The following is a 23,979-nucleotide window of genomic DNA, read 5'->3' as shown; positions in this document are numbered from 1 at the left end:
CCCGAAAGAGAAAGTGCTTGTACATTCAGATCAGGGCAGTCAGTACACCAGTCATGATTGGGATAAATTCCTGACTCAGCATGGCTTGGAGTCAAGTATGAGCCGCAGAGGCAACTGTCATGACAATGCTGTTGCTGAAAGCTTCTTTCAGTTATTGAAACGAGAACGTATCAAGCGAAAAATCTACTCAACGAGAGAAGAAGCACGTATGGATATCTTTGAATATATTGAGATGTTCTACAACGTAAAACGTCGGCACGGTTCCAACGACCAAATGTCACCTGTAGAGTATGAAAAGCAGTACGAAGAAAGGCTCAAAGGTGTCTACTGAGTCGGTGGCTATTCATAGCATCCTCCCTGACACAATTCGGTCTTCAATATCAATCGACTGTATGTGCAGCCATTCGCAGAAAAACCTTAGATCTTGAGCGACAGACTTCTTTGAGTTGATGGATTTCCCACCATATTCCCTATCCAGGTGAATACATAAAGGGTAAAACGGTAAGAAGCTCTCATCTACTAGGGATACTCTAGTTCTTCCATCAATTTGATACACATGAACTCGTACTCGCATGCCTCACCTTTACAGAAAAGTTTATGCTTATAATTCTAGTTTAATCTCAAGCAATTCTCACCTTTAAGAAAATGATTATCACTTAACATCTAACCTATTATTTTTTATGACTTAATACATGTGATCTGTGTTTACATTTTATAGTTTATACATAATTGCCTGATGACCAACTCACGATGACACGTTTTTTCATTGCTGTTCTCGGATGAAAAAAGCCGCCCGTAGGCGGCTCTTACATAATGCTTAGAAGCGATAGTCCATGCTTACATAGTAAGCGCGTTCTGGCGCTGGGTAGCCGCCCGTAGTCTCATACGTTTCATCAAATAAATTATCAACTCGGCCTCTTAAAGCGACTTCAGGAGTAGCCCAATAGGTAACACCGAAATCCCAAAGACTGTAAGCCGCTAGGTAATCGTCTTCAGTAGGAGCGAGGCTCGGTAGATCCATTCGCTTGCCGGTGTATAAATACGACAATGAAAAATCAAAGTCATCGATGCCATACTCCATAAGCCATTTCGCATTTTCTTTTGCACGTCTCGCGAGCTGAATACCTTTCGAATCTTCATGATCTTTATATTCAAGCACTACTGTGTGAGACACCGGGCCAGTAGAGAATCCTGTTTCTAACTCAACACCACGAATACGCGCATCTACATTATAACTATTGCCACTAAATTGATTTTCTTTGATGTAGTAGATTAGGTTATCAACGTCATTATCATAGAACGCTAGCTGCCAGTAAAACGCACTGTAAAATCCACTAATGCCCAACTCTAGATTCAAGCTCTCTTCTGGTTCCAGAAATAGATTGCTATCTAGATCAGAAAATGTAGGTGCTTTAAATGCAGTTCCAACACTTGCTGTCACGCGATGTTCATCGCCTATGCGATATCCAGCACCTAAGCTCCAAGTGGTGTAGTCATCGAAAGACTCTGCGCTTTCATAACTAGAGTCATAACGATCGTGTCTAGCACTTGCTTGAAGCTGGAGGTCACCAATTTCGTAGTTTGCACTACCGTAAACACCATAAATTTCTCGATCTTCTCCAGCGAAAGGGTGAGTTACGATAGATGGCGTAAATGAAGCATCAAATGCAGTATCACGAGAGTTTCCATTCATTTTCTCTCTACGCCAATCCGCACCAGCTAACAAAGAGAAAGATTCTGATAGTGTAAGTCGGTTTGCCCACTGGAAAGTCGTGAGATCAATATCAAGTAGGGAAAACGGAGTATCAACACTAGGTTGAGTATCAGTATTTGCTGACTCTTGATGACTAAATGTCCAGCTACTGGCTAACTGCTCACTCACAAAATCAGTGCGAAGATTATAAACCGTGCTTTCTGAGTTACCGTTAGCAACAACATAACCAGGTCCATTAAAGGAGTCATATCTGTTGTATTCAGCATCGTTGTCAAACCAACGCACTGAAGCAAAAGCCGTCCAATTTTCTGATAGCAAATGTTCGTAGTTAATCATTAACTGATTACCATTAAACCCATGCTTGTCGCCATCGTTTTGACCCAGTAGAGGGTTTACATTAAAGCCGTCTGTTTCTTGGAAGCCAGCTGCGATCTTTAAATGCCCATTTTCAGATATGTCACTGCTCGCAACGAAATTTCCCTCTCGGTACTCATTACTGCCCGCACCGACAGTAATACTTTTAGTCTCGCTGCCTCGCTCTGAACGAGTAATGATGTTTAGCACACCGCCTATAGCATCTGAACCATATACAGCAGCCCCAGAACCTCTAATCAACTCAATTCGTTCAACTTGATTAAGTGGGATGCGGTTAATACTCGTGCCGCTAGAAAGAGATTGATTCATACGAACACCATCAATCAATACCAAAGCATGCGTCGAGTTTGTGCCACGAATGAAAATAGATGCTTGTTGACCAATGCCACCATTCACAGTTACCTCAACACCTGGCATTTTGCGCAGAACTTCGGTCATTGTTTTAGCTTGGCTTTGCTCAATTTGGTCGCGAGTTACGACATTAATCGGAGCGATAACATCTTTGACAGGCTGTTCAAATCGAGAAGCGGTAACGACCATAGTGTCGTCGATAGAAGGGGTGGTTGTTTCGGCGTGCGCAAACACAGCCATTGGCAGCATTCCTGCTACCCAATACTTATGAGACATATCAGATCCATAATCGCGTGTATCTAATGATGTCAGGAATTCCTGATACCATATTGTGACCCAGCTGATATTCGGACTTAGAGACAGCCTACAGTGACGACTTCCCACACCCTATCTTAGATAGAAGCACAGTGTCTGGCTTTCGCCGTGTCACCTTCGTTTCTCATTACCGCTGCGCGCCAGTTCTGGATTTTCACCAGATTCCCAGCTGGAAGTAAAAAGCGCGCCGATTATAGTGAAGTCAGCGCGCTATTGATACTTTGATTGTGAGATCTGAGTCCTACTTGGACCGCAAAGAAGAGGAGGTGTTACCAAAAAACTAGTAACTAAGGCTGACGAAATCGACTTCTTCCACATCCAATTTCATCTTTATATAGACGGTTAACACAAAGAAGAAATTGGCGAGAAGATTTGCAAAGCGTGGCAGTTCAGGTTCAAACGTCACCCCCGACTCATCCAAACGGTGCAGCAAACGGACCGTTTTCTTCGCCCCTGTACGGCATTGGTGCAACGCCATCACAGCAACAGGGCCACGAGGCAATACGAAACGAGAGATTCGCCCTTTACTCGCTTCGTTGTAATAGTCATAGCGCGCGTGAAGCCATTCAAGATCTTCTTCGAAGATTGCCGTCTTCCCACGTACCGACCCATTAAGGTGATAAATCTTCGGATGAAGCATTTCAAGATCTGCCACCACATCATCAAACCCCTCGGGCATTTGCGCCAACACCATACCGACCAAACTGCACAACTCATCGGTATGCACCTCATAGTCGCACGTCAACGCAGATTCATAGATGAAGGGATAGCAAATTTCTTTACGGTTTTTGGGTTTTCGAAAGGTCATGATCATTCCTGCCATAGCAAACTGCGCCAATATTATCCTATGCACTGAATTTACGCTGCCACATTGTCCGATTGGCGAAAAAGTCAGCGAAAAGGCTGGACAATATGGATGGGCTACTTACAATTTGCGCTCATTTTTAGTTACGCAGGTTAGGTAATATGAGCAACACCCTGATTGACACCCGCCAGTATCAGGCACAGCTGGACGAGAAAATTGCCCGCATGAATGAGGCATTTAGCGCGTTCAACACGCCTGAGCTCGAGGTGTTTCCGTCTCCAGACAAGCACTATCGTATGCGTGCAGAGTTTCGCGTCTGGCATGAAGGGGATGATCTCTATTACATCATGTTCAACCAAGAGACGAAGGAAAAATATCGCGTGGATGAATTTCCACAAGCGAGCCGCATCATCAATGATCTGATGCCTCTCTTGGTCGACGCAATTAAGCCTATCGAAAGCCTGCGCCGTAAGCTTTTCCAAGTCGACTTCCTCTCTACATTGAGCGGTGAAGTGCTGGTCTCCATGCTTTATCACCGTCAATTGGATGAAGAGTGGGAGAAGAACGCGCGTGAGCTGAAGCAAAGCCTAAATGATGAAGGGTTTAACCTGAACCTGATTGGTCGCGCTCGTAAGCAAAAAATCATCATCGATCGAGACTACGTACTTGAAAAGTTGACAGTTCACGATCGCACGCTGACTTACCAACAAATCGAAAACAGCTTCACGCAGCCAAACGGCAAAGTCGCAGAGAAGATGTTGGAATGGGCAGTAGACTGCACCCAAGACAGCACGGGTGACCTGCTTGAACTTTACTGCGGTAACGGCAACTTTTCATTGGCACTGGCACACAACTTCGAGCGCGTCTTGGCGACTGAATTGGCGAAGCCGTCAGTGGAATCCGCGCAATTCAACATTGCAGCAAACAACGCTGACAACGTACAAATCATCCGTATGTCTGCAGAAGAGTTTACGGAAGCGATGGAAGGTAAGCGCGAGTTTCGCCGTCTACAGCAAGCGAATGTTGATCTAAAAAGCTATAACTGCAACACCATCTTTGTTGACCCACCACGCTCAGGCATGGACGAAGGAACGTGCCGTATGGTTCAAACCTACGACCGTATTCTCTACATTTCTTGCAACCCAGAAACGCTAAAAGAGAACCTTGAGATTCTTTCTGAAACACACCGCGTTTCTCGTTTCGCACTGTTTGACCAATTCCCATACACCCATCATATGGAAGCGGGTGTCATGCTGGAACGTAAATAAAACAGCAAACGCGATGCAATAAAAAAGGAGCCTTAGGCTCCTTTTTTGCGTTTAGTCGAACAGACTCGATCGCTTATTCTTCAACGGCTTCTTTTTTCCCTTTCAACCAACCCATGCGATGGAAAATCCAAAACGCGAGGATCATGGTGACAATGATAGAGAAGAAATTACCGCCGATGTCGGGCATTTGCATACGTACAAATGCCGAGTATCCGAACGCACCGACTAAGAAACACGCAAACGCGATAAGCGGCGTGCCTTCGGTAAGAGGTTGTGTGAGGTGTTGCTGGTAGAAACAGTAGATAGACAAAACAAACGCGATTATTGGAAAAATCGAGAATGCTACGCCATCAACGAACAGTGTCGACAATGTCGCACTGCCACATAAACCCGCGATGACCGCGAGGAGGAGAAATTTACGCTCAGATTGATGATTTTGTTCCATAATTCTTACCTGCCTGAAGACAACTTATCCTTGAGAGCATTGCGTTCCCGCTCTTTACGGTACCAGTAAGCGCCCTTTGCAATCATGCGCAATTGCGTCACCAATCGCTCAGCGAGTTCTGCACGTGCTCGCTTGTCCAGATCGAGTGCTTCTGCACCAGAGCTGAATACCAAGGTCACACATGCCTCCGCCTGATTATAGGCTTCATCACGGGTTAGTCCGGTTTTCGCTTCGAAGTATTCTGTCAATTCAGCCACAAAGTGCTGAATCTCACGGGCCACAGCCGCGCGGAATGCTGTCGATGTACCAGAGCGTTCACGCAATAACAGCCTGAACACGTTCGGGCTGCTTTCGATAAATTCCATGAAGGTTTCTACTGACGTTCTGACCACACTGCCTTCGGTCGCGATGCGTTGGCGTGCTTGTCGCATCAGTTGACGCAACAGCAGGCCTCCTTCATCAACCATGGTCAGGCCTAATTCATCCATGTCTTTAAAGTGGCGATAGAAAGAAGTCGGCGCAATACCGGCTCCTCGTGCCACTTCACGGAGGCTTAAACTGGAAAAACTGCGATCGGCGCTGAGTTGACTAAATGCAGCATCGATCAACGTACGACGTGTTTTTTCTTTCTGTTGAGCTCTTATTCCCATCGCCAGTGTTTACCTCATGAAATCTAACCGCAAACTATACCCGCTTTTTACAAGGAGTTCAGTGGGTCTCACTGTTCGTTTTTGCAATCCCTGTGTTAGATCACCACAACGAGACAGAATTATGACCTGAATAGCGACCTTTTCGCCCAAAGTTGCGTGATCACCTACGCTGATTAGTAGTGAGTGTGTTCTCGTTAAGCCCCTGCGGCGTTACAATCAGCTCGCGATTCTTAACATAATGAAAACAAAAGGTCATAAGGATATGAGCAAAGCATCCCCTACATCGCCTAGCCATTTTGACGTTATCGTGATCGGCAGTGGCCCTGGTGGCGAAGGTGCCGCCATGGGTTTAACCAAAGCTGGTTTGCGCGTTGCTGTCGTCGAAAAAGAAGAGACCGTCGGTGGTGGTTGTACCCATTGGGGCACCATCCCATCCAAAGCGCTGCGCCATACCGTTAGCCGTATTATCGAGTTCAACAAAAGCCCGATCTATTCAGGTGATAATCGATATGTTCACAGTACTTTCTCCGCCATTCTTGGCCACGCGCAATCTGTGATCGGTAAGCAAACCCGTATGCGTCAAGGCTTCTATGACCGTAATGCCTGCTCTATATTGCATGGCAGTGCGCGTTTTAGCGGCACGAATGAATTACAAGTCACCGCGAATGACGGCAGTGTTGATACCTACACCGCTGATAAGTTTGTCATTGCGACAGGCTCTAGCCCTTATCGTCCAAACGATGTCGACTTCAAGCACCCTCGCATTTATGACAGTGATTCAATCCTGTCTTTAGAGCACGATCCTCGCCACGTCATTATTTATGGAGCAGGGGTCATTGGCAGTGAATATGCGTCGATATTCCGTGGTCTTGGTATCAAGGTCGATTTGATTAACACCCGTGATCGTTTGTTGTCTTTCCTTGATAACGAAATGTCTGACTCACTTTCCTACCACTTCTGGAACAGCGGTGTACTGATTCGTAACGATGAAACGTACGAGCGTATCGAGGGCACCAAAGACGGCGTGATTTTGCACCTGCAATCTGGTAAGAAAATGCGTGCAGATTGCATCTTGTTCGCGAACGGACGTTCCGGTAATACCCATTCACTCAACCTCAAAGCGGTTGGCCTAAAAGCCGACTCTCGTGGTCAGTTAAAAGTGAACGACAACTACGGCACAGAGGTCGAACATGTTTTTGCTGTGGGTGACGTTATCGGTTACCCGAGCCTGGCAAGTGCGGCTTATGACCAAGGCCGCATTGTGGCGCAAGCCATTGTTGAAGGCCAAGCAACAGGCCGACTGATCGACCACATTCCAACGGGCATTTATACCATCCCTGAAATCAGTTCTGTTGGAAAAACCGAGCAAGAACTGACGGCAGATAAAGTGCCGTATGAAGTCGGCCGTGCGCAGTTTAAACACCTTGCACGCGCGCAGATTGCGGGCATGGATGTCGGCAGTTTGAAGATCTTGTTCCACCGCGAGACCAAAGAGATTCTCGGGATTCACTGTTTCGGAGAACGCGCCGCAGAAATCATTCACATCGGCCAAGCGATATTCGAGCAAAAAGGTGAAGGGAATACGCTGGATTACTTCATCAATACCACGTTCAACTACCCAACCATGGCAGAGGCTTATCGTGTTGCGGCATTAAATGGATTGAATAGGTTGTTCTAAGACTGGGTCCTAAAAATAATTGAGTCTTGTTTTAGGTCTTAAAGAGTTTTGCTCACGCAGAAAGACATGACCTTTTTAAGTACTAGGCCCAACAAAAAACGGAGCGAATGCTCCGTTTTTTTATTGCTGGCTTAAAGAAGGCATTAACCTTCTAAGCGCACGATATCTCGCCAAGGCAGTCCGGTGTCACCCAACACAATAAAGTTAGGGTTTTCGAACGAATCTCTTTCATTGTAAGAAAGGGGCGACAACGTCATGTCTAAAATACGGCCACCGGATTCTTCGACAATGCACTGCGTTGCAGCCGTGTCCCACTCGCCCGTTGGACCTAAACGTAGGTAGCAATCCACCGCACCTTCAGCCACCAAACATGACTTCAGCGCCGCGGAGCCTAAAGGCACCAAATCGTAATTACGGCTAGGGTCCAAACGTTCAGTGATCTTACTGATGTCTTGTCGACGGCTAATCGCAATGGAGAGTGATGACATTTCATCGTCATGCTTGAGAATGGATAAACGCACTTTTTCGCCATCCGGCATGATTTTCCATGCGCCGTGGCCTTTCGCCGCGTAATACGACACACCCGAGACGGGGCCATACACTACGCCCATCACGGGTTGATTGTTTTCAACCAACGCAATGATGGTGGCAAAGTCGCCGCTACCTGCGATAAATTCTTGTGTTCCATCGAGTGGATCCACCAGCCAATATCTGTCCCACTTTTCGCGCTCAGACAATGGCACAGTCGCGTCTTCTTCAGAAAGCACGGGAATGTCGGGGGTGAGCGCCGTCAATCGCTCAGTCACCAGCTTGTGTGCAGCTAAGTCTGCACTGGTGACAGGCGTGTCGTCGCTTTTTATGTTTTTTTCAAAATCACCACGTTGGTAAATATCCAGAATCACTTGTCCGGATGCACGTGCGATTTCAATCACTGGTTGCAGTAGCAGTGACAACTCCATGTGATACTCCTCTTGGGCCTTCACACTACGACTGCTTTCAATGCCTTTTGGTCACTGAAAGTAACGCCGACAGTTTTTACTGGCCGGAAAGATGTTTCAGTGCCAGCAGCAATGCGGTAATGCTGCGGGCTTCCCCAAAATCAATGTGAGACAGTAGCGCTTCAGCCTGATTAACAGGCCAACGAACAAGTTCCAACGGCTCGGGTTCATCGCCCTCGAGCTTCTCTGGATACAGGTCATGCGCAAGAAATAACGTCATTTTGCTTGAGAAATACGACGGTGCAAGTACCACCTCTTTCAGTGGTAAAAGCTGGTTAGCGCCAAAGCCGATTTCTTCTTTTAGCTCTCGGTTTGCAGCATCAAGTGCGGTTTCACCAAGATCAATGAGGCCTTTTGGAAAGCCTAGTTCATAACGTTCCGTTCCGGCAGCATATTCGCGCACCAGAAGCAGGTCGCCATTTTCAGTCACAGGCACAATCATCACAGCGTTTCTGCCGCTCGGTTTCATGCGCTCGTATGTGCGCTCTTCCCCGTTACTAAAACGAAGTTCCAGAGACTCGATTTGGAAAAGACGCGATTTAGCGACGACTTTTGCATCCAAGATCTCAGGGGGCGTGAGTTTCTTTGTCATGTGTTCTCTCCTAACAAAGGCTGTCAGCTACCAAAGCTGAGTCGGTAGCGTCCTTCGTTGTCTGGCTTTCCAAGCCAGCTTAACTGATTCTTCATGCTATCTGGCAACGCATCGCCGGGAATGAACCAACCATTAATGTTGTAACGCTGACTCGGGTCAAGCGAGAGAGTAAATTCGCTCTGCAATGCGTCCGATTTACTGTCACCGTTCAACACCAGGCTACCTTCATCACACGTGACATCCGCCACCACTAACCCTGGGTCGACGTTGCCTAACGGAGAACTTACGTTTCCTTGAGACCACGCAATATTGCCATCCAACGTATCGCAAAATGGCTCATTCATCAGGTAATCACGTACGGTGACATCAAATTGCCCCGAGACACCAACAGGCAAAGGATAAGGTACGTAAGATTGAATGAATGAGGCTGGCGCGGACAGTAAAAGCTGCTTTGCAAACACACCATTGAATCCATAGCCCACATTACCACGCGCTGATACTCCTGAACCTGCTAAACGCACCGACACATCAGCCTTCCCGGTAAACAGAGGCAGAACATTCAACGTCCAATTTAACGTACCCAGAGGTTGCCCTTGCCACGTAAATTGCTTGACCGAACCATTCCATACCGTGCCCGAGACACCAGTAAAGTCGGCGCCTGTGTTCGAAGGCAAATGACGAAGCGCGAAACTCGCGGGAATGTGCACGATAACGCTGATCACGAGAAGGATGACAAAGACCAGTCCGGTGAAAATTTTACCTTTCATCTTAACCCCGCCCTAACTGCAGACGCTTCACTTCAACCATACCTTCGGTATCCGTCTTACCTAAATCGATAAATTTCACCTGCACACCCTGAGAAGAAGAAAGAAATTCCAACCAGTTCAACAACGTGCTGAAAGGCATGGGTTTTAGCCACACTTGAATATCTTCTTGTTGCGGCTGCAACCTAACAATTTCTAATTTGTAGCGTTTAACACTGCTTGTCACCGCTTGGTTGAGTGGTAGCGTACTCACTTGCGAGCGGTTACCCGTTGCAGTGCGAAGCGCTTCAATTTCTGCGGCTTTTCCATCCACCCAAGCCAGTAACGCTTTTTCGCTCGCCAGTTTCTGCTTTGCTTGTTCGGCACGATCTTGCAGCGGGCTTATCAACCCCCAATACAAACCACCCAACAATAGTACTGCCGCTGCCGCCCCTAACAAGCGTTGCTCACGAAGCGACAAGCCTTTCCAATACGCGATAAATGCTTTCATTACGACGCCCTCTTCAACACAAAGGCACCTGTGACGCTTTCACGATCACGGCTTGTTTGGCCAATGCTTGTTTCATATTTACTAGAGAGTACTTCTCGCAACTTATCAAAATCTGCAAAGTCTTTACCACGGGCATTAAAGCGCAGTTCGCCACGCTTTTGGTCATAGCGAATAGAGTCCAAACGAATGCCTGACACGCCTTTCAACATCGGACCTAATTCGTGCAACCACACCATCAATCCCGTTTGTTCTCCTGCACCGGAAAGCCGGTTCACTTCTGACTCCATTAAACGACGCAGGTAACTGGTGGTTGGAATACGCTGATTATTCGGTAACACAGAACGCAATCGGGTTTCGCTTTGCTCACGATATTGTTTCGCCTGCGCTTCCATTTGGTAAATGCCCGCCACTTTTTCAGCGCCAAGCACAGACAACAATATCCCCGCAGCGATGGCGACACTTCGCCAAGGCTTTAGGTGTTTATAAATTTGATTTTGTGGCTTGTAGCGACCCGTCAACAATGAAGCTCGGCTCGACATGGCACCTTGCGCCAGTAGCAACATGACTAACTCAGAAGGTTCACAACGCCAGTTTTCAGGGGCATCTTCAGGCAATGCTGAATAGCTGATTACAGCACGTTCTTCTGCTTCTTTATCCTCATGTGAATCAGCGACGCTTTTTAGCCACATAGGTAGCCAAGCAGGTTCTGCCGTTCCACCTTGCGTATCACTCACGCGCGCCAACCAGCGGTTGTTCAACGATGCCACGCTCACGGCATCATCATGCAGTGGCAAGCACAAACAATCAGGAACAAGACGTTTGAGTGTCATGCCTTCATCAGACAATTCCGAAAGCCAACGCGTCAAGATGCGATGCTCAATGACCGCCACATGTGCCTGCGTACCAGACTTTCCAAGCAGGGTGACATGCACCTGATCGACATCTTGCGCTAAATCATCCTCTAGCAAGTAAGGCAACACAGTTTCCAACTGGCGTTCGCTACCAGAGGGAATAGCCACAGAGGCTAAAGTCAACGCTGCGCTATCCGCCAACGCCATGACATCACGGTCTTTGGCATACTCTGCCAATTGTGCCAAATTCTCAGCTTCTCCCGATGCAATCACATCTTGCTGACTTGGCGACCATACTAGCCACGGTATTGCTTCCTGCGGATCACTGTTAAGCCTTATCGTCAGGATCTCGCTCACTCATTCCTCCAAAGCGGCGACGGACAACGTTGACCGTGCCTGAATCATCTCTTTCCAACAGCGCGCGCATTCGTAAGCTCGTGCTGTCGAGGGTAATGGTTGTATCTAGTTCAAAGAAGCGACTTCGAACATCAAAAAAGTTCTGAAGACGTTCTCTGTCTTCTTGTTTTAAGCTGCTAAACACGGGCTCTGCCATAAAGCTCGCCACGTCTTTCCAGCCATCAACAGCGTTTCGTTCGTTGATCAGTTGTTTAGCCTGATCATCACTTAAATTCGGGTGAAAAATGGCACTCAGTATTGGTGCGTCTTCTTCTGTCAGTGTATTCACGTTTACGACAAGGTTGCCATTGGGGACGGCACATAGAAACGGGCTGACTTTCTCATACATCTCTTGGGATACGCCGTTTACCGCGCGCCACTCAGAGATATCTGCAATAAAATTGTTTGGTGCGACATGAGCCAATGAACGCGCTTCATACTCACTGTCTTCGACACCCAACGTCGATTGCACATCTGTGTTGGTATCAATGTATTCCCACGTGGATGCTGCGGCAGTTTCTGCTTCAAAGCTATCGATGCCTTGAGACTCAATCAATTGCTGTAGCGCCGTCACCAACAACGGATTTGTGCCATTCTCTAGCGGTTTAATGTCCCGCAGGCCATTTACGTTGAAACAGGCTTGGCGGTCGAACACACTGCCCGTGGCTTGCCCACCATCCAACGGATAAATTTGGTCTCGCACCGCCCAAGGCTGACTGAGCGTCACAGTTTCATCGCTGTCGATGCTCTCTTCAATGCCGTAGCGAGCAAGTGCTTCGACAGATTGCGCATACCAATACGCTTGTTGGTATCGGATCTGGCTTTCCGCGCGGTTGAAGTTCACGAACATACGGCTCGACATGCTGACAGCGACAGTCGTCATCAGTGCCATGATCAACAACACCACCAGCAATGCTACACCACGTTGGGAGTGCTTCATCATTGCACGCCTCCACCAGCAGGGGTATCCGCAATCTTTTGACCCGGCAACAGATACACGCGTGTTAGCTCGCCGTATCGTTCCGTTTCAAGCGTCACGCGAACCGCTTTAGGCATGACATTCGCGCTATCCCAATTTTTCTGCCAGCTTTCTTCACCAAGCACTTCAAAGGTTAAATTTGTCAGGCCTTCCATCAACGGCATCACAGCAGGTTCCGTGGCAGAGCTGTCATCTGCGTACATCCAACGAATACGCTCTAGCGTTTCATCGTGTAAGCGATACCCCACTTTTACCACCTCCCCCCGAGGGAAGAGCTGTTGTGGGTTGATCCAACCACCGCGTACAAATCGAATACCTGCGGCTTCTGAATCCAATAAGTTATCACCGAGCTCAAGCAGTTTGTCTTCAGCTTCATCGCCACCATTTCGGTATTGGCGCGCCAACATCTGACGAAAATCGCTGTCCATGATCACCAAGCTACGTTGCAAGGTTTTCAACGCATCACCCACTTCTTCCGTTTGTTGGTTAGCGTTGATCACATTACGAAAGATCTGATTTGCAGCCACACTCAAGGTGGCAAAAATCATCAGTGCCAACAGCACTTCAATCAAGGTGAAACCATGCGCTTTACGAGACGTTAACGTCGTTATCTTATTCACCTTAGCCATTCGGGACATACGTCCTCACGGAGAGCAGTTGGTTTGTCTTCTCTTCGTTCTGCCACACGATCACATCCACAGCCTTGAGCGCATTGTCCACCGTAGGCACCGGTTGGATTGTCCAAAACCATGTGCGGCCCGCCAACTCAGATTTGCCATTTTTAGCCGACGTTGGCACTTTCCCTTCTAGGGTAAACAAGGCCAATTCATTGTCAGCAACCATGGCTGCAAAGGTTTTCTCTTCCAAGGCACCGAGCGAGTTAACATGTTGCCCTGTTGCATTCAGCACCGCCATGGCAGCCACTGCAAACACAGCCATTGCCACAAGCACTTCAATCAGGGTAAAGCCGCGAGCTCGTCTCACTCTTTATCCTCATTCAGCGCCGTAATTTCAAAGGTCGCGACATCATTGCCTTTGACTTGCCACAAACGCTTATCATCCGCCAAGAAGGTCAGCGTGAATGGAATGATCTCACCATTTCCCATCAGCACCACTTGAGGTGGCTTAGGTTTGTCTTCTTCCTCAGCAAACAACTCTTCATCAAACAGACCTTTGCGATCGAACAAGCGGTCTTCTTCATTCACAAAACCTGAGACTTCCAAGTCCATCTCAATCCCCTCTGGCATTGAAATCGCGTTGGCATACCGCCCCTCAGAGACAGGTCGCCATTCTTTTGGTGTCAGTTGATTCAAGGTGTAGCTGTCATTATCAAAGCGCAGCCCAAAGGTTTGTCCTGTCAGCAGCGCTTGCTCTGTCCACAGTTGCACCAATTGGTAAAAACGCTGCGCTTCTTCTTTCGCTTCATCACTCTGATTTTGTGGAAGATTAGGCACAACAACCACTGCACTGACTGCTAACAAAAGCAGTACCAGCAAAATTTCCAGCAATGTAAATCCGGTTGAGTGCCCATTTTTCACAATCAGTTAATCTCTAGCATGTTCCAGTTGCCGATGTCTTGATTGACACCTTCACCGCCTTCTTGGTTATCCGCACCTAGGGTGAAGATATCCGTTGTGCCGTGTTCACCTGGATTCAGGTATTGGTAATCGTTGCCCCAAGGGTCTTGTGGAAGACGCTTGATGTAACCGTCTTGGCGATAGCTACGCGGCTCTGGCGACGAGGTAGGTTTCGACACCAACGCATCCAGACCTTGGTCTGTGGTTGGGTAAACGCTGTTGTCTAGACGGTACATATCCAACGCACCTTCCAGTGCACTGATATCTGTGATCGCTTTTTGCTGGTCAGCTTTATCTTTGTTACCGAGAAGGTTAGGGACAACCAAACTTGCCAATACACCCAAAATAACGATAACAACCATGATTTCCAGCAGGGTGAAGCCCTGTTGACGACGTTGCATGTTCTATCTCTCCTGAAAAATTGCTGCTTAGCAGCTTATGTTTTGCTTATACACCAACAATATTGTTGAGCTGAATAATGGGCATCAAGGTTGCCACAACAATGAAAAGCACGATGCCTGCCATGCAGACAATCAGTAACGGGCCAAAAATCCCGAGTGCGATATTGACCTGAGATTCAAAATCGCGGTCTTGGTTATCCGCAGCGCGAGTTAGCATTTGCTCCAACTCACCACTGCGCTCACCACTGGCGATCATATGAAGCATCATCGGTGGGAACAGTTTGGATTTCTCAAGCGACACACGAAGGCTTGCCCCTTCACGCACACGATCGGACGCTTCCAGCACCTTGGTTTTCACCCAGGTATTGGTCATCACATCGGCGGCGACCTTCATGCCATCAAGCAAAGGAATGGCGCTTGAGGTACAAATTGACAAGGTACGTGCAAAGCGTGATGTGTTGAGTCCACGCGCCACGCGCCCAATCACAGGCATACCCAACACGTGATGATCCCAATTGAGTTTGCGGGTTTCATTTTTCAGTAGCATTTTGGTGAGCACTAAGAGCCCCACAAACACCACAAGGACGAGCACCCCCCAATTGGTCACAAAGTCACTGGCACTGAGCAGTACCTGCGTAATGCCGGGCAATTCAGCGCCTGTACGCAAAAACTGCCCAACGATGTCAGGCACCACGGTCGCCAACAAGAAAGCGACGATCGCAATCGCCGCCACAGTCAGCACAATCGGATATACCATGGCTTGGATCAGTTTGTTTTTCACTTGCTGACGGTTTTCGACGAAGTCCGCTAAACGTTCAAGCACAGGGCCCAAGTGACCGGATTTCTCACCCGCAGCCACCATGGCACGAAACAGTTGATCAAACACATGTGGGTAATCACCCAAACTGTCCGACAAGGTATAACCTTCAACAACGCGTGCACGTACCCCTGTCAGCATGTTCCTTAGACGCTGCTTTTCAGTTTGTTCAGCCACCGCCTTAATGCATTCTTCCAAAGGCATGGAGGCTTGCACCAAGGTCGCCAGTTGGCGAGTGATCAACGCCAACTCACTGGTGCTGATGCCACGTTGAAAACCCACGGATTGAGAACGCTGCTGTTGCTGCTCTTTCTCACGCGTCTGGGCAATATCAACGGGCACAAGGCCTTTTTCGCGCAGCATTTGCCTTGCAAGACGGGCGGTGTCGGCCTCAATCACACCTTTGATGGTGCGACCTTTAGGGTTAAGTGCTTTGTATTCGAACGCTGCCATTACCCCTCCCGCGTAACGCGAAGGACTTCTTCAAGCGTGGTCTGGCCGAGTCTGACTTTCATCAAACCATCGGCACGAATGCTTGGCGAATGTTGGCGAGCATAACGCTCAATGGCTTGCTCACCTTCTTCGTTGTGGATCAGCTCTTGTACATGCGTATCAACCACCAGCAGTTCGTGAATACCAGTACGGCCACGGTAGCCTTTGTTGTTACAGTGCTTACAGCCACTTGGGCGATACAAGGTCAGCGATTCATCTTCCGACATGCCAAACCAAGATTTGCTCGGCGCATCCGCTTCATACGGTTCTTTACAGTCTTGGCATAAGGTACGAACAAGACGCTGTGCAAGCACACCCAACAATGACGAAGACACGAGGAAAGGCTCAATGCCCATATCACGCAAACGCGTGATCGCACCCACAGCGGTGTTGGTGTGCAAGGTTGACAGTACCAAGTGACCCGTTAACGAGGCTTGAACCGCAATCTGCGCGGTTTCTAGGTCACGGATTTCACCGACCATCACTACATCTGGATCTTGACGCAAAATAGCGCGAAGACCACGAGCAAAGGTCATGTCGACTTTGGCATTGACCTGCGTTTGACCGATACCGTCGATATCAAATTCGATCGGATCTTCTACGGTCAAAATATTACGTTCAGCGCTGTTAAGTTCGGTCAAGCCCGCATACAAGGTCGTGGATTTACCCGAACCTGTCGGGCCCGTTACCAGCAAAATACCGTGAGGACGTTTGATGAGCGTTTGGAAGCTATCATGCACTGAACGTGTCATGCCCAAGCTTTCCAAATCCAGCTGGGTGGCGTTTTTATCAAGTAGACGCAAGACCACACGCTCACCGTGAGACGATGGCATGGTGGACACACGCACATCGACGGCACGGCCACCAATGCGCAATGAAATACGGCCATCTTGCGGAACACGTTTTTCTGCAATGTCGAGACGCGCCATAACCTTGATACGCGACACGAGCAGCGGCGCCAGTTTGCGACTTGGGCTTAACACCTCGCGAAGCACACCATCGACACGAAAACGGATCGACAGGGTTTTCTCAAACGTTTCAATGTGAATATCAGACGCGGTTTCTTTGATCGCCTCACCCAGCATGGCGTTGATCAATTTGATGATCGGCGCATCGTCTTCCGATTCCAGCAAATCCTCGCTTTGCGGCAGCTCTTCTGCCAAGGCAAAGAAATCATCACTGTCCGCACCAATGTCTTCCATCAATTGCTGTGCTTCAGAAGAATCACGTTGATAGAGTTGTGTCAGCTTGGGATCGAAATCTTCAACACGCAGTTGGATCGGCGTAAAAGATTGCCCAAGCACACGACGCACCTCCATTAATACTTCTGCACGCGGCTGGTCTTTGTAATACATCAACCAACCACTATCGGTGCGCTCAACCATCACGCCATGACGTTTCGCAAAACCAAACGGCAGACGCAATGCCAAGATAGGCACGACTTGCTCAAGTACTTCATCAGAAACTGCTGGCAGCTCATCCATCGCGTTTACCTCAGTTCCGATAAAATGGCACGGATTTCTGCAGGCATGGTTAGATCGTTACCAAACTCAGGCAGTACTGGTGTGGTCACGCCTGGCATCAACTTCACCTCTTCTTGTGCACGGAAGATTTGCTCTGCACGAATGTAGTTGTATTTGCGCTGTGTGATACCGTCAGCCGTCAGCCCCGTACGAATGATTGTCGGTTTGATAAACAGCATCAAGTTACGTTTTGTTTTACCCGAAGACGTAGATTTGAACAGGTGACCAAGGAATGGAATATCACCCAAGATTGGCACTTTCTGCTCGCTTTCATTGGTTTGTTCATCAATCAAACCACTCAACACGATCATTTGCTGGTCAGCCGCCAAAATCGACGTTGTGAGTTGGCGTTTACCAAAGCGAATGTCCACTGCGCCACTTGCGCCCAGTACGTTAGAAATTTCCTGTTCGATGCTGAGCTGAACAGAATCCCCTTCATTGATTTGAGGCGTTACCTTCAGCTTGATACCCACGTCTTTACGTTCAACGGTCTGGAATGGGTTGTCATTATTGGAGCCAGTTGCAGAACCTGTCACAACCGGCACTTCTTCACCGACGATGAATGAGGCTTCTTCGTTGTCGAGCACCATCAAGCTCGGTGAAGACAGGATGTTCGAATCGCTGTTAGACGATACCGCTGTCACCAACGCAGTCCAATCACCAAACACAACACCGGCCGCCAAACCGCTCACGCCGCCTAACACTTCAGCAATCGCCGTTGGGTCTCCAGATTTCGTGATCGGCACTTCAACCAAGTTATTGTTTTTGTCGAAACGCGACTCTGTGGTCGTGGTGTCTTTCGCTTGTTCTTGTGCTGCTAGATAGTTGGTGATGGGCACACCCGTGTTACCAAATTGGATACCACCACCGTCAAGCGAACCCCACTGAACGCCAAGGTTTGCACCGTCGCTTTCAGAGATTTCAACAATCATGGCTTCGATAAGCACTTGTGCTCGGCGAATATCAAGCTGTGAAATGACACTTTCAAGGGCACGCATGATATCGGGTGGCGCAGTGATCACGAGGGCGTTAGTGCCTTTGTGTGCAGAGATTTTCACGTCCTTGCCCGCTTGTGCTCCGCCAGATTTCTGACCGCCCTGCTTTTCAGCAATCAGGTTGTCAGACACACCTTGAAGGACATCAACCACGTCTTCGGCTTTTGCATAACGCAGATACACAACACGGTTGTTACCCGTGGTGGCCATTTCACGGTCAAGTTGACGAATTAGGTTACGGATACGCTCGCGAACCTGAGGTTCGCCAGAGACGAGAATTGAGTTAGTACGCTCATCAGCAACAAAACTTGGTTGCAACAATGCTGGGGTATTTTTACCGTCTGCTTGTTTGTGCAAGCTTTCAACGATACGTACCATTTCAGATGCCGACGCGTGGTTAAGGTTAACGATCTCAACTTCCGTATCACCCGCCCTGTCCACACGATCAATGATTTCAGCCAGTCGATTCACAACCGCAGCACGGCCGGTGATCATAATGACGTTTGCCGGGTCGTAGTGAACAACGTTACCCGCACCCGCATTGTCGATAAGTTGACGTAGCAAAGGAGACAATTCACGGACCGTTACGTTTTTCACCGACACAACGCGCGTAATAACCGCATCACCTTGGATGGTGTTGTCATCACCGACAACGGGAACGGCTGCCTGCTTCGCGTCTTTATCGCGAATGACTTTCAACACACCGTTTTCCATCTCAACCACAGCAAACCCGTAAACCTCAAGCACGTTGAGGAAGAACTGGTAATACTGATCATCGTTCAGAACGTCATAGCTACGAACATTCACTTTGCCGCGTACAGCGGGATCGACAATGATGGTTTTTTCTAGGTTACGACCAACAATCTCGATAAATTCTTGGATGTCCGTTCCTTTAAAACTGGCACTGAATTCAGCGGCCCATGCGCCCATGCTTTGCATCGCTAACACGCCGGCGACTAGCCACGTTTTACGTTTCTTCCACGTATCCACTCTGTTCTCCGTTTCCAGTCCTACTTACAGGCTGATATAAATGTCGTGCAACTGACCGTCGCGCTGAACGGTGAGACTGATCTCTGAGGCATCAGACAAGCTTTGCCAAATACGGTTCATTTCAGCAGGGTTTGTTAAGTCAGCACCGTTAAGGCCAACTGCCACGTCCCCGGACTTCAAACCCGCCTCATCAAATAAACGGCTATCGCTACCAGGACCGATGCGATACCCAACTAATCCATTTTCACCCTGCTCTTGAGACAAGGTGATGTACTTCAGCAACGCTTGCGGGTTACTCAGGATTTCCGCCTTCACATTACTAAGATCTGGCTTGCCTGTATTTCGTCTAACAGGCGCAGACGCTTTTTGACGCGTCGCTGGCTTGGTTTGGCCGCGCGCATTGTAATCGACACCTGCCAACATCAAAGCTTCATCTCGTCCGTTATTGCGTAAAATGACGCGGTCGTTAAAAACTTGACGCAAAGTAACGCGAGTTCCTTCAATGGCTTCGCCAATGCCATAGGTTTTTTGCGAGCCACGGTTTGCGATCACCGCCAAACCACGCTCAGGTTCAGAACTCGCCACCAATCCGACAAGCGTCAGATTTAGACGGGTACGCGGGGCATCAACCACTGGCTCAGGTTTTTTAGGGGCTGGCGCTGTTTTTTCTCTGAAGCGCCCAAAAATATGATGATTAACGATCTGATCGATTTGATAGGCAGGTGTGACTTGTCCAACCGACACTTGAGAGGGTGCAGAAGAAACAACCGTCGCGTCAGCGGGCACAAACCATACCCATAGCAAGCGGCCTAACGTCCATGCCAGTATAAATAGCAATATCCGTGTCACCCACTTCGCTGCCGAGGCAGGAGCGTCCTTTCCTAATTGTGGCGGCGCAAAGTTCCCTAAGCGCTTCATCCCGAAATTTGCAAACATGCTTTTCCTGTCTAATTACATCAGCAATGCATTGGCAACCAATATGTTGACTGTTTTAGCGCCTTGATGCAGGAATCATTAGTATGACTTAACAATCTACCTTTTTTCAGACCAATTGCCGATAATACAGAACTGATTTTTGACTGAATGATTCCATCTCGGCTTGAAAGTTAGACGGATCGACACCATATCGAGCCCTGAATTGTGATGCTGATCGTATTAACCAATTGTGGTAAGTTTAGCCACCTGAATGTAAAGGAGTGTTTAGTGGGTTCAAAACACGACAATTCCGACCAAAATTTGCAAGTTCGCCTAGACAAGTGGTTGTGGGCCGCGCGCTTTTACAAAACACGAAACTTGGCGAGAAACATGATTGACGGTGGCAAAGTTCATTATAACGGCCAGCGGTCAAAACCGAGCAAATTGGTTGAAGTCGGTGCAGAAATCCGACTACGCCAAGGTGCTGAAGAAAAAACCATCGTGGTTGAGCAGCTCAGCGAACATCGACGTGGTGCCCCAGAAGCACAAGCGCTTTATAGCGAAACCGATGCCAGCGTCACATTGCGCGAGCAAAAGAGTCTCGAACGCAAACTCAATGCGCACAACCCGAGCCCAGAACGCCGACCTGACAAAAAGCAGCGACGCGATATTATCAAATTTAAAAACAGTAACGATTAACGCCGGAGAAGTTATCCCATGGCACAAGACAGTCTGCACCGTTACTTGTTCGATGGCGTTTCAGTACGCGGCGAACTGGTTCAATTATCTAACTCTTTTGAACAACTCACCAGCAGCAAGGAATACCCTGCTCCCATCAAGAACCTACTAGGTGAGCTTATGGTTGCGACCAGCTTGCTGACTGCGACCTTGAAATTTGAAGGCAGCATTACCGTACAAATCCAAGGTGACGGTCCCGTGCCCCTTGTGGTTATTAATGGTAACCACGATCAAGTACTTCGTGGCACAGCGCGTTGGCATGGAGAGCTTGCTGACGACATCACCTTGCAAGACATGATCGGCAAAGGGCAAATCGTGATCACGATTGAACCTGAGAAAGGTGAACGTTACCAAGGTATCGTTGGCTTGGAAGGCGAGACCCTTCAAGAATGTATTGAAGATTACTTTGAGCGTTCTGAGCAGCTAAAAACACGTTTGTGGCTTCGCACGGGTGACGTTGACGGTAAAAACCACGCGTCAGGCATGTTGCTTCAAGTGATGCCAGATGGCCAAGGAAGTGACGAAGATTTCGACCACCTTGCGCAACTCACTGACACGGTGAAGAACGAAGAATTGTTCACTTTGGCCGCTGAAGACGTTCTTTACAGACTTTATCACCAAGAAAATGTAAAAGTCTTCGAGCCGAAAAATGTGACATTCAAGTGTACATGCTCTCGTGAGCGCAGTGCTTCTGCAATTGCTGCAATTGAACGCCAAGAAGTTGAGAAAATGGTCGTCGAGACAGGAAACCTCAAACTTCACTGCGATTATTGTGGTACGGACTATGAATTCGATAGTGTTGATATTAAAGCAATTTTCGATCAAAACAGTCCATCATCAGATTCTATGCATTAATATTTTCCATAAATAATTAACGCACAAAAAACCAACAAAAATCGGCCTCCTGGCCGATTTTTTTTCCCTTTATCGCCTCTTTCCTAAAAAAAACACGCCGACCTTTAACTGCTTAATTTTGTACAAATAATAACCAATATCGAGTGGCACAAGTGCTTAACATGGCGGTAATATAAAAGGTACAGACTGGTTAAGAGTATTACAATCCCTTAATTTGTTTGTGGTTATTTTTTGAATTAACTCTCTGAATTACCTAGTTCAGGTTGCTAGCATGGACGACAGTTAAACACATCTTACCCAAGGAGCACCTATGACTGTCATGAACGTCGAGAAAAAGGTTGCAAGAAATATGGATTTGTCACTGCACGGCTTACACAATGTTAAGGAAGTAATTCGTAACCCAAGTTATGAGCAACTCTTTACTGAAGAAACAAAAGCTGAGCTTGAAGGATATGAGAAAGGCGTTGTTACCGAACTAGGTGCAGTGTCGGTCGATACTGGTATTTTTACCGGTCGCTCCCCGAAAGACAAATTCATCGTACGAGATGCCACCACTGAAAATACCCTATGGTGGTCAGATCAAGGCGCTAATGATAATAAAGCGATCGAACAGCATGTCTGGGATGATCTAAAAGCCCTTGTGACAACCCAGCTATCTGGCAAGCGTCTGTTCGTCGTTGACGGCTATTGTGGCGCAAACCCTGATACTCGCTTATGCATTCGCGTTATCACAGAAGTGGCTTGGCAAGCACACTTCGTTAAAAACATGTTTATCCGCCCAACAGAAGAAGAGCTGGAAAACTTTGAACCTGATTTCGTGGTAATGAACGGTGCTAAGTGCGTCAATGAGAAGTGGGAAGAGCATGGTCTGAACTCTGAAAACTTCACCGTATTTAACCTGACCGAGAAAATGCAATTGATCGGCGGTACATGGTACGGCGGCGAAATGAAGAAAGGCATGTTCGCAATGATGAACTACTTCCTGCCTTTGCAAGACATTGCATCCATGCACTGTTCTGCAAATATGGGCAAAGAAGGCGACGTTGCGATTTTCTTCGGTCTTTCTGGTACAGGCAAAACCACCCTGTCTACCGATCCTAAGCGTGAGCTTATCGGTGATGACGAACACGGTTGGGATGATAACGGTGTCTTCAACTTTGAAGGTGGTTGCTACGCGAAAACCATCAAGCTATCGAAAGAAGCAGAGCCTGATATCTACAATGCAATCCGTCGTGATGCACTGCTAGAGAACGTTACCGTTCGTAAAGATGGCTCTATCGATTTTGATGACGGTTCGAAAACAGAAAACACCCGTGTTTCCTACCCGATCTACCACATTGAAAACATCGTTAAACCCGTATCGAAAGGCGGTCACGCAAACAAAGTGATCTTCTTGTCTGCAGATGCATTCGGCGTATTGCCACCTGTATCTAAACTGACTCCAGAGCAAACCAAGTACCACTTCTTGTCTGGCTTCACGGCCAAACTAGCAGGTACTGAACGTGGTATCACTGAGCCGACACCAACGTTCTCTGCATGTTTCGGTAAAGCGTTCCTGACGCTTCACCCTACCAAATACGCAGAAGTACTGGTTAAGCGCATGGAAGCCGTTGGCGCAGAAGCTTACTTGGTTAACACCGGTTGGAACGGCACAGGTCAACGTATCTCAATCAAAGATACACGCGGCATTATCGACGCGATCCTTGATGGTTCCATCGAGAAAGCAGAAACAAAAATCATCCCAACGTTCAATCTGGAAGTGCCTACCAGCCTGCCAGGTGTTGATTCAGGCATCCTGGATCCACGTGACACGTATGTTGACCCGCTACAGTGGGAAAGCAAAGCGGAAGATTTGGCGCAGCGCTTTATCAACAACTTCGTTGAGTACACTGACAACGACGAAGGCAAAGCATTGGTTAAAGCGGGTCCACAACTCGACTAAAACAAACTTGCAGATGAAAGCCTCCCAACTGGGGGCTTTCTTTTTCCCGCCGATGTAATCCTC

The 23,979-nt window shown here is 48.0% G+C and carries 24 protein-coding genes and 1 riboswitch; of the genes, 6 read left to right on the top strand and 18 right to left on the bottom strand.

Translation table 11 applies throughout. The features are described 5' to 3' along the window. Positions 1-331 (top strand): IS3 family transposase (locus BM082_RS13630; RefSeq protein WP_139218788.1); only part of this gene is annotated, 331 nt, incomplete at its 5' end. Between the two features lie 486 nt (positions 332-817). Here the strand turns inward: BM082_RS13630 and BM082_RS13625 are convergent. Both BM082_RS13625 and BM082_RS13620 read right to left on the bottom strand, forming a co-directional pair. Continuing rightward, a complete protein-coding gene (locus BM082_RS13625; RefSeq protein WP_026025033.1) occupies positions 818-2,716 on the bottom strand; it encodes a TonB-dependent receptor domain-containing protein in 1,899 nt (632 codons plus the stop codon). Between the two features lie 44 nt (positions 2,717-2,760). Continuing rightward, a riboswitch (cobalamin riboswitch) is annotated at positions 2,761-2,962 on the bottom strand. A gap of 73 nt (positions 2,963-3,035) precedes the next feature. After that, a complete protein-coding gene (locus BM082_RS13620; protein ID WP_017015713.1) occupies positions 3,036-3,563 on the bottom strand; it encodes an ATP--cob(I)alamin adenosyltransferase in 528 nt (175 codons plus the stop codon). A 158-nt stretch (positions 3,564-3,721) separates the two neighbouring features. Between BM082_RS13620 and trmA the strand changes: the two genes are divergently transcribed. Then, positions 3,722-4,828: a tRNA (uridine(54)-C5)-methyltransferase TrmA gene (trmA, locus tag BM082_RS13615; protein WP_074927316.1), complete on the top strand. Its 1,107-nt coding sequence runs from the start codon at positions 3,722-3,724 to the stop codon at positions 4,826-4,828. Between the two features lie 73 nt (positions 4,829-4,901). Here trmA and BM082_RS13610 read toward each other — a convergent pair whose 3' ends face one another. Together BM082_RS13610 and fabR are read right to left on the bottom strand one after the other, a co-directional pair. Beyond that, the gene (locus BM082_RS13610; RefSeq protein ID WP_017015711.1) at positions 4,902-5,273 is read right to left on the bottom strand and encodes a YijD family membrane protein; all 372 of its coding nucleotides are present in this window, start codon (positions 5,271-5,273) and stop codon (positions 4,902-4,904) included. Positions 5,274-5,278: 5 nt separating this feature from the next. Beyond that, positions 5,279-5,923: an HTH-type transcriptional repressor FabR gene (gene fabR / locus BM082_RS13605; protein WP_017012518.1), complete on the bottom strand. Its 645-nt coding sequence runs from the start codon at positions 5,921-5,923 to the stop codon at positions 5,279-5,281. Between the two features lie 262 nt (positions 5,924-6,185). Here fabR and sthA point away from each other — a divergent pair, with 262 nt between their 5' ends. Then, positions 6,186-7,601, top strand: a complete 1,416-nt coding sequence (gene sthA / locus BM082_RS13600) for a Si-specific NAD(P)(+) transhydrogenase (protein WP_017015710.1) — start codon at positions 6,186-6,188, stop codon at positions 7,599-7,601. Positions 7,602-7,744: 143 nt separating this feature from the next. On the opposite strand, the gene cysQ is transcribed toward sthA, so the two are convergent. The 14 genes from cysQ to gspC all read right to left on the bottom strand — a co-directional run bounded on the left by cysQ (position 7,745) and on the right by gspC (position 20,402). After that, on the bottom strand, positions 7,745-8,560 hold the full coding sequence (gene cysQ / locus BM082_RS13595; protein WP_017012516.1) for a 3'(2'),5'-bisphosphate nucleotidase CysQ: 816 nt from the start codon (positions 8,558-8,560) through the stop codon (positions 7,745-7,747). A gap of 76 nt (positions 8,561-8,636) precedes the next feature. After that, positions 8,637-9,191, bottom strand: coding sequence for an ADP compounds hydrolase NudE (gene nudE / locus BM082_RS13590; protein WP_017012515.1), 555 nt, complete (start codon positions 9,189-9,191; stop codon positions 8,637-8,639). A gap of 23 nt (positions 9,192-9,214) precedes the next feature. After that, a complete protein-coding gene (locus tag BM082_RS13585) occupies positions 9,215-9,958 on the bottom strand; it encodes a type II secretion system protein N (protein WP_074927314.1) in 744 nt (247 codons plus the stop codon). 1 nt (position 9,959) lies between these two features. Next, complete coding sequence (locus tag BM082_RS13580; protein ID WP_074927312.1) at positions 9,960-10,445, bottom strand: type II secretion system protein M; 486 nt, start codon at positions 10,443-10,445, stop codon at positions 9,960-9,962. Next, positions 10,445-11,653, bottom strand: a complete 1,209-nt coding sequence (gene gspL / locus BM082_RS13575) for a type II secretion system protein GspL (RefSeq protein WP_017016280.1) — start codon at positions 11,651-11,653, stop codon at positions 10,445-10,447. The genes BM082_RS13580 and gspL overlap by 1 nt, the downstream gene beginning before the upstream one ends. Continuing rightward, positions 11,625-12,635 carry a type II secretion system minor pseudopilin GspK gene (gene gspK, locus BM082_RS13570; RefSeq protein WP_017013277.1) on the bottom strand — a complete coding sequence of 337 codons (1,011 nt, stop codon included), beginning with the start codon at positions 12,633-12,635 and terminating at the stop codon, positions 11,625-11,627. The genes gspL and gspK overlap by 29 nt, the downstream gene beginning before the upstream one ends. Further along, a complete protein-coding gene (gene gspJ / locus BM082_RS13565) occupies positions 12,632-13,300 on the bottom strand; it encodes a type II secretion system minor pseudopilin GspJ (protein ID WP_017013276.1) in 669 nt (222 codons plus the stop codon). The genes gspK and gspJ overlap by 4 nt, the downstream gene beginning before the upstream one ends. Beyond that, entirely contained in the window at positions 13,293-13,655 is a 363-nt protein-coding gene (gene gspI / locus BM082_RS13560; protein WP_017012509.1) for a type II secretion system minor pseudopilin GspI, read from the bottom strand. Before gspI ends, gspJ begins: the two co-directional genes overlap by 8 nt. Further along, positions 13,652-14,209: a type II secretion system minor pseudopilin GspH gene (gspH, locus tag BM082_RS13555; RefSeq protein ID WP_017013275.1), complete on the bottom strand. Its 558-nt coding sequence runs from the start codon at positions 14,207-14,209 to the stop codon at positions 13,652-13,654. Before gspH ends, gspI begins: the two co-directional genes overlap by 4 nt. Before the next feature lie 2 nt (positions 14,210-14,211). Beyond that, positions 14,212-14,649 carry a type II secretion system major pseudopilin GspG gene (gene gspG, locus BM082_RS13550; RefSeq protein WP_017012507.1) on the bottom strand — a complete coding sequence of 146 codons (438 nt, stop codon included), beginning with the start codon at positions 14,647-14,649 and terminating at the stop codon, positions 14,212-14,214. A gap of 46 nt (positions 14,650-14,695) precedes the next feature. After that, positions 14,696-15,919, bottom strand: a complete 1,224-nt coding sequence (gspF, locus tag BM082_RS13545) for a type II secretion system inner membrane protein GspF (RefSeq protein WP_017013274.1) — start codon at positions 15,917-15,919, stop codon at positions 14,696-14,698. Then, positions 15,919-17,442 (bottom strand): type II secretion system ATPase GspE, encoded by a 1,524-nt coding sequence (gene gspE / locus BM082_RS13540; protein ID WP_017013273.1) that lies wholly within the window; start codon positions 17,440-17,442, stop codon positions 15,919-15,921. Before gspE ends, gspF begins: the two co-directional genes overlap by 1 nt. A 5-nt stretch (positions 17,443-17,447) precedes the next feature. Then, positions 17,448-19,466 (bottom strand): type II secretion system secretin GspD, encoded by a 2,019-nt coding sequence (gene gspD, locus BM082_RS13535; protein WP_017013272.1) that lies wholly within the window; start codon positions 19,464-19,466, stop codon positions 17,448-17,450. A 24-nt stretch (positions 19,467-19,490) separates the two neighbouring features. Further along, positions 19,491-20,402 carry a type II secretion system protein GspC gene (gene gspC / locus BM082_RS13530; protein ID WP_074927309.1) on the bottom strand — a complete coding sequence of 304 codons (912 nt, stop codon included), beginning with the start codon at positions 20,400-20,402 and terminating at the stop codon, positions 19,491-19,493. A 267-nt stretch (positions 20,403-20,669) separates the two neighbouring features. Between gspC and hslR the strand changes: the two genes are divergently transcribed. From hslR to pckA, 3 genes are all read left to right on the top strand, one after another. Next, positions 20,670-21,080: a ribosome-associated heat shock protein Hsp15 gene (hslR, locus tag BM082_RS13525; protein WP_017012502.1), complete on the top strand. Its 411-nt coding sequence runs from the start codon at positions 20,670-20,672 to the stop codon at positions 21,078-21,080. 18 nt (positions 21,081-21,098) lie between these two features. Beyond that, positions 21,099-21,974, top strand: a complete 876-nt coding sequence (gene hslO / locus BM082_RS13520; RefSeq protein ID WP_017012501.1) for an Hsp33 family molecular chaperone HslO — start codon at positions 21,099-21,101, stop codon at positions 21,972-21,974. A gap of 310 nt (positions 21,975-22,284) precedes the next feature. Next, complete coding sequence (pckA, locus tag BM082_RS13515) at positions 22,285-23,916, top strand: phosphoenolpyruvate carboxykinase (ATP) (protein WP_017012500.1); 1,632 nt, start codon at positions 22,285-22,287, stop codon at positions 23,914-23,916. Positions 23,917-23,979 lie beyond the last annotated feature (63 nt).

Source organism: Enterovibrio norvegicus DSM 15893, assembly GCF_900115495.1.
Taxonomy (GTDB): domain Bacteria; phylum Pseudomonadota; class Gammaproteobacteria; order Enterobacterales; family Vibrionaceae; genus Enterovibrio; species Enterovibrio norvegicus.
Note: the sequence above shows the minus strand (reverse complement) of the source record. Positions and strands in the feature narration are given on the sequence as shown.

Coding starts and splice junctions, on each gene's coding strand:
- BM082_RS13625 (WP_026025033.1), bottom strand. CDS start 2,716: ATGTCTCATAAGTATTGGGTAGCAGGAATGCTGCCAATGGCTGTGTTT.
- BM082_RS13620 (WP_017015713.1), bottom strand. CDS start 3,563: ATGACCTTTCGAAAACCCAAAAACCGTAAAGAAATTTGCTATCCCTTC.
- trmA (WP_074927316.1), top strand. CDS start 3,722: ATGAGCAACACCCTGATTGACACCCGCCAGTATCAGGCACAGCTGGAC.
- BM082_RS13610 (WP_017015711.1), bottom strand. CDS start 5,273: ATGGAACAAAATCATCAATCTGAGCGTAAATTTCTCCTCCTCGCGGTC.
- fabR (WP_017012518.1), bottom strand. CDS start 5,923: ATGGGAATAAGAGCTCAACAGAAAGAAAAAACACGTCGTACGTTGATC.
- sthA (WP_017015710.1), top strand. CDS start 6,186: ATGAGCAAAGCATCCCCTACATCGCCTAGCCATTTTGACGTTATCGTG.
- cysQ (WP_017012516.1), bottom strand. CDS start 8,560: ATGGAGTTGTCACTGCTACTGCAACCAGTGATTGAAATCGCACGTGCA.
- nudE (WP_017012515.1), bottom strand. CDS start 9,191: ATGACAAAGAAACTCACGCCCCCTGAGATCTTGGATGCAAAAGTCGTC.
- BM082_RS13585 (WP_074927314.1), bottom strand. CDS start 9,958: ATGAAAGGTAAAATTTTCACCGGACTGGTCTTTGTCATCCTTCTCGTG.
- BM082_RS13580 (WP_074927312.1), bottom strand. CDS start 10,445: ATGAAAGCATTTATCGCGTATTGGAAAGGCTTGTCGCTTCGTGAGCAA.
- gspK (WP_017013277.1), bottom strand. CDS start 12,635: ATGATGAAGCACTCCCAACGTGGTGTAGCATTGCTGGTGGTGTTGTTG.
- gspJ (WP_017013276.1), bottom strand. CDS start 13,300: ATGGCTAAGGTGAATAAGATAACGACGTTAACGTCTCGTAAAGCGCAT.
- gspG (WP_017012507.1), bottom strand. CDS start 14,649: ATGCAACGTCGTCAACAGGGCTTCACCCTGCTGGAAATCATGGTTGTT.
- gspF (WP_017013274.1), bottom strand. CDS start 15,919: ATGGCAGCGTTCGAATACAAAGCACTTAACCCTAAAGGTCGCACCATC.
- gspE (WP_017013273.1), bottom strand. CDS start 17,442: ATGGATGAGCTGCCAGCAGTTTCTGATGAAGTACTTGAGCAAGTCGTG.
- gspC (WP_074927309.1), bottom strand. CDS start 20,402: ATGTTTGCAAATTTCGGGATGAAGCGCTTAGGGAACTTTGCGCCGCCA.
- hslO (WP_017012501.1), top strand. CDS start 21,099: ATGGCACAAGACAGTCTGCACCGTTACTTGTTCGATGGCGTTTCAGTA.
- pckA (WP_017012500.1), top strand. CDS start 22,285: ATGACTGTCATGAACGTCGAGAAAAAGGTTGCAAGAAATATGGATTTG.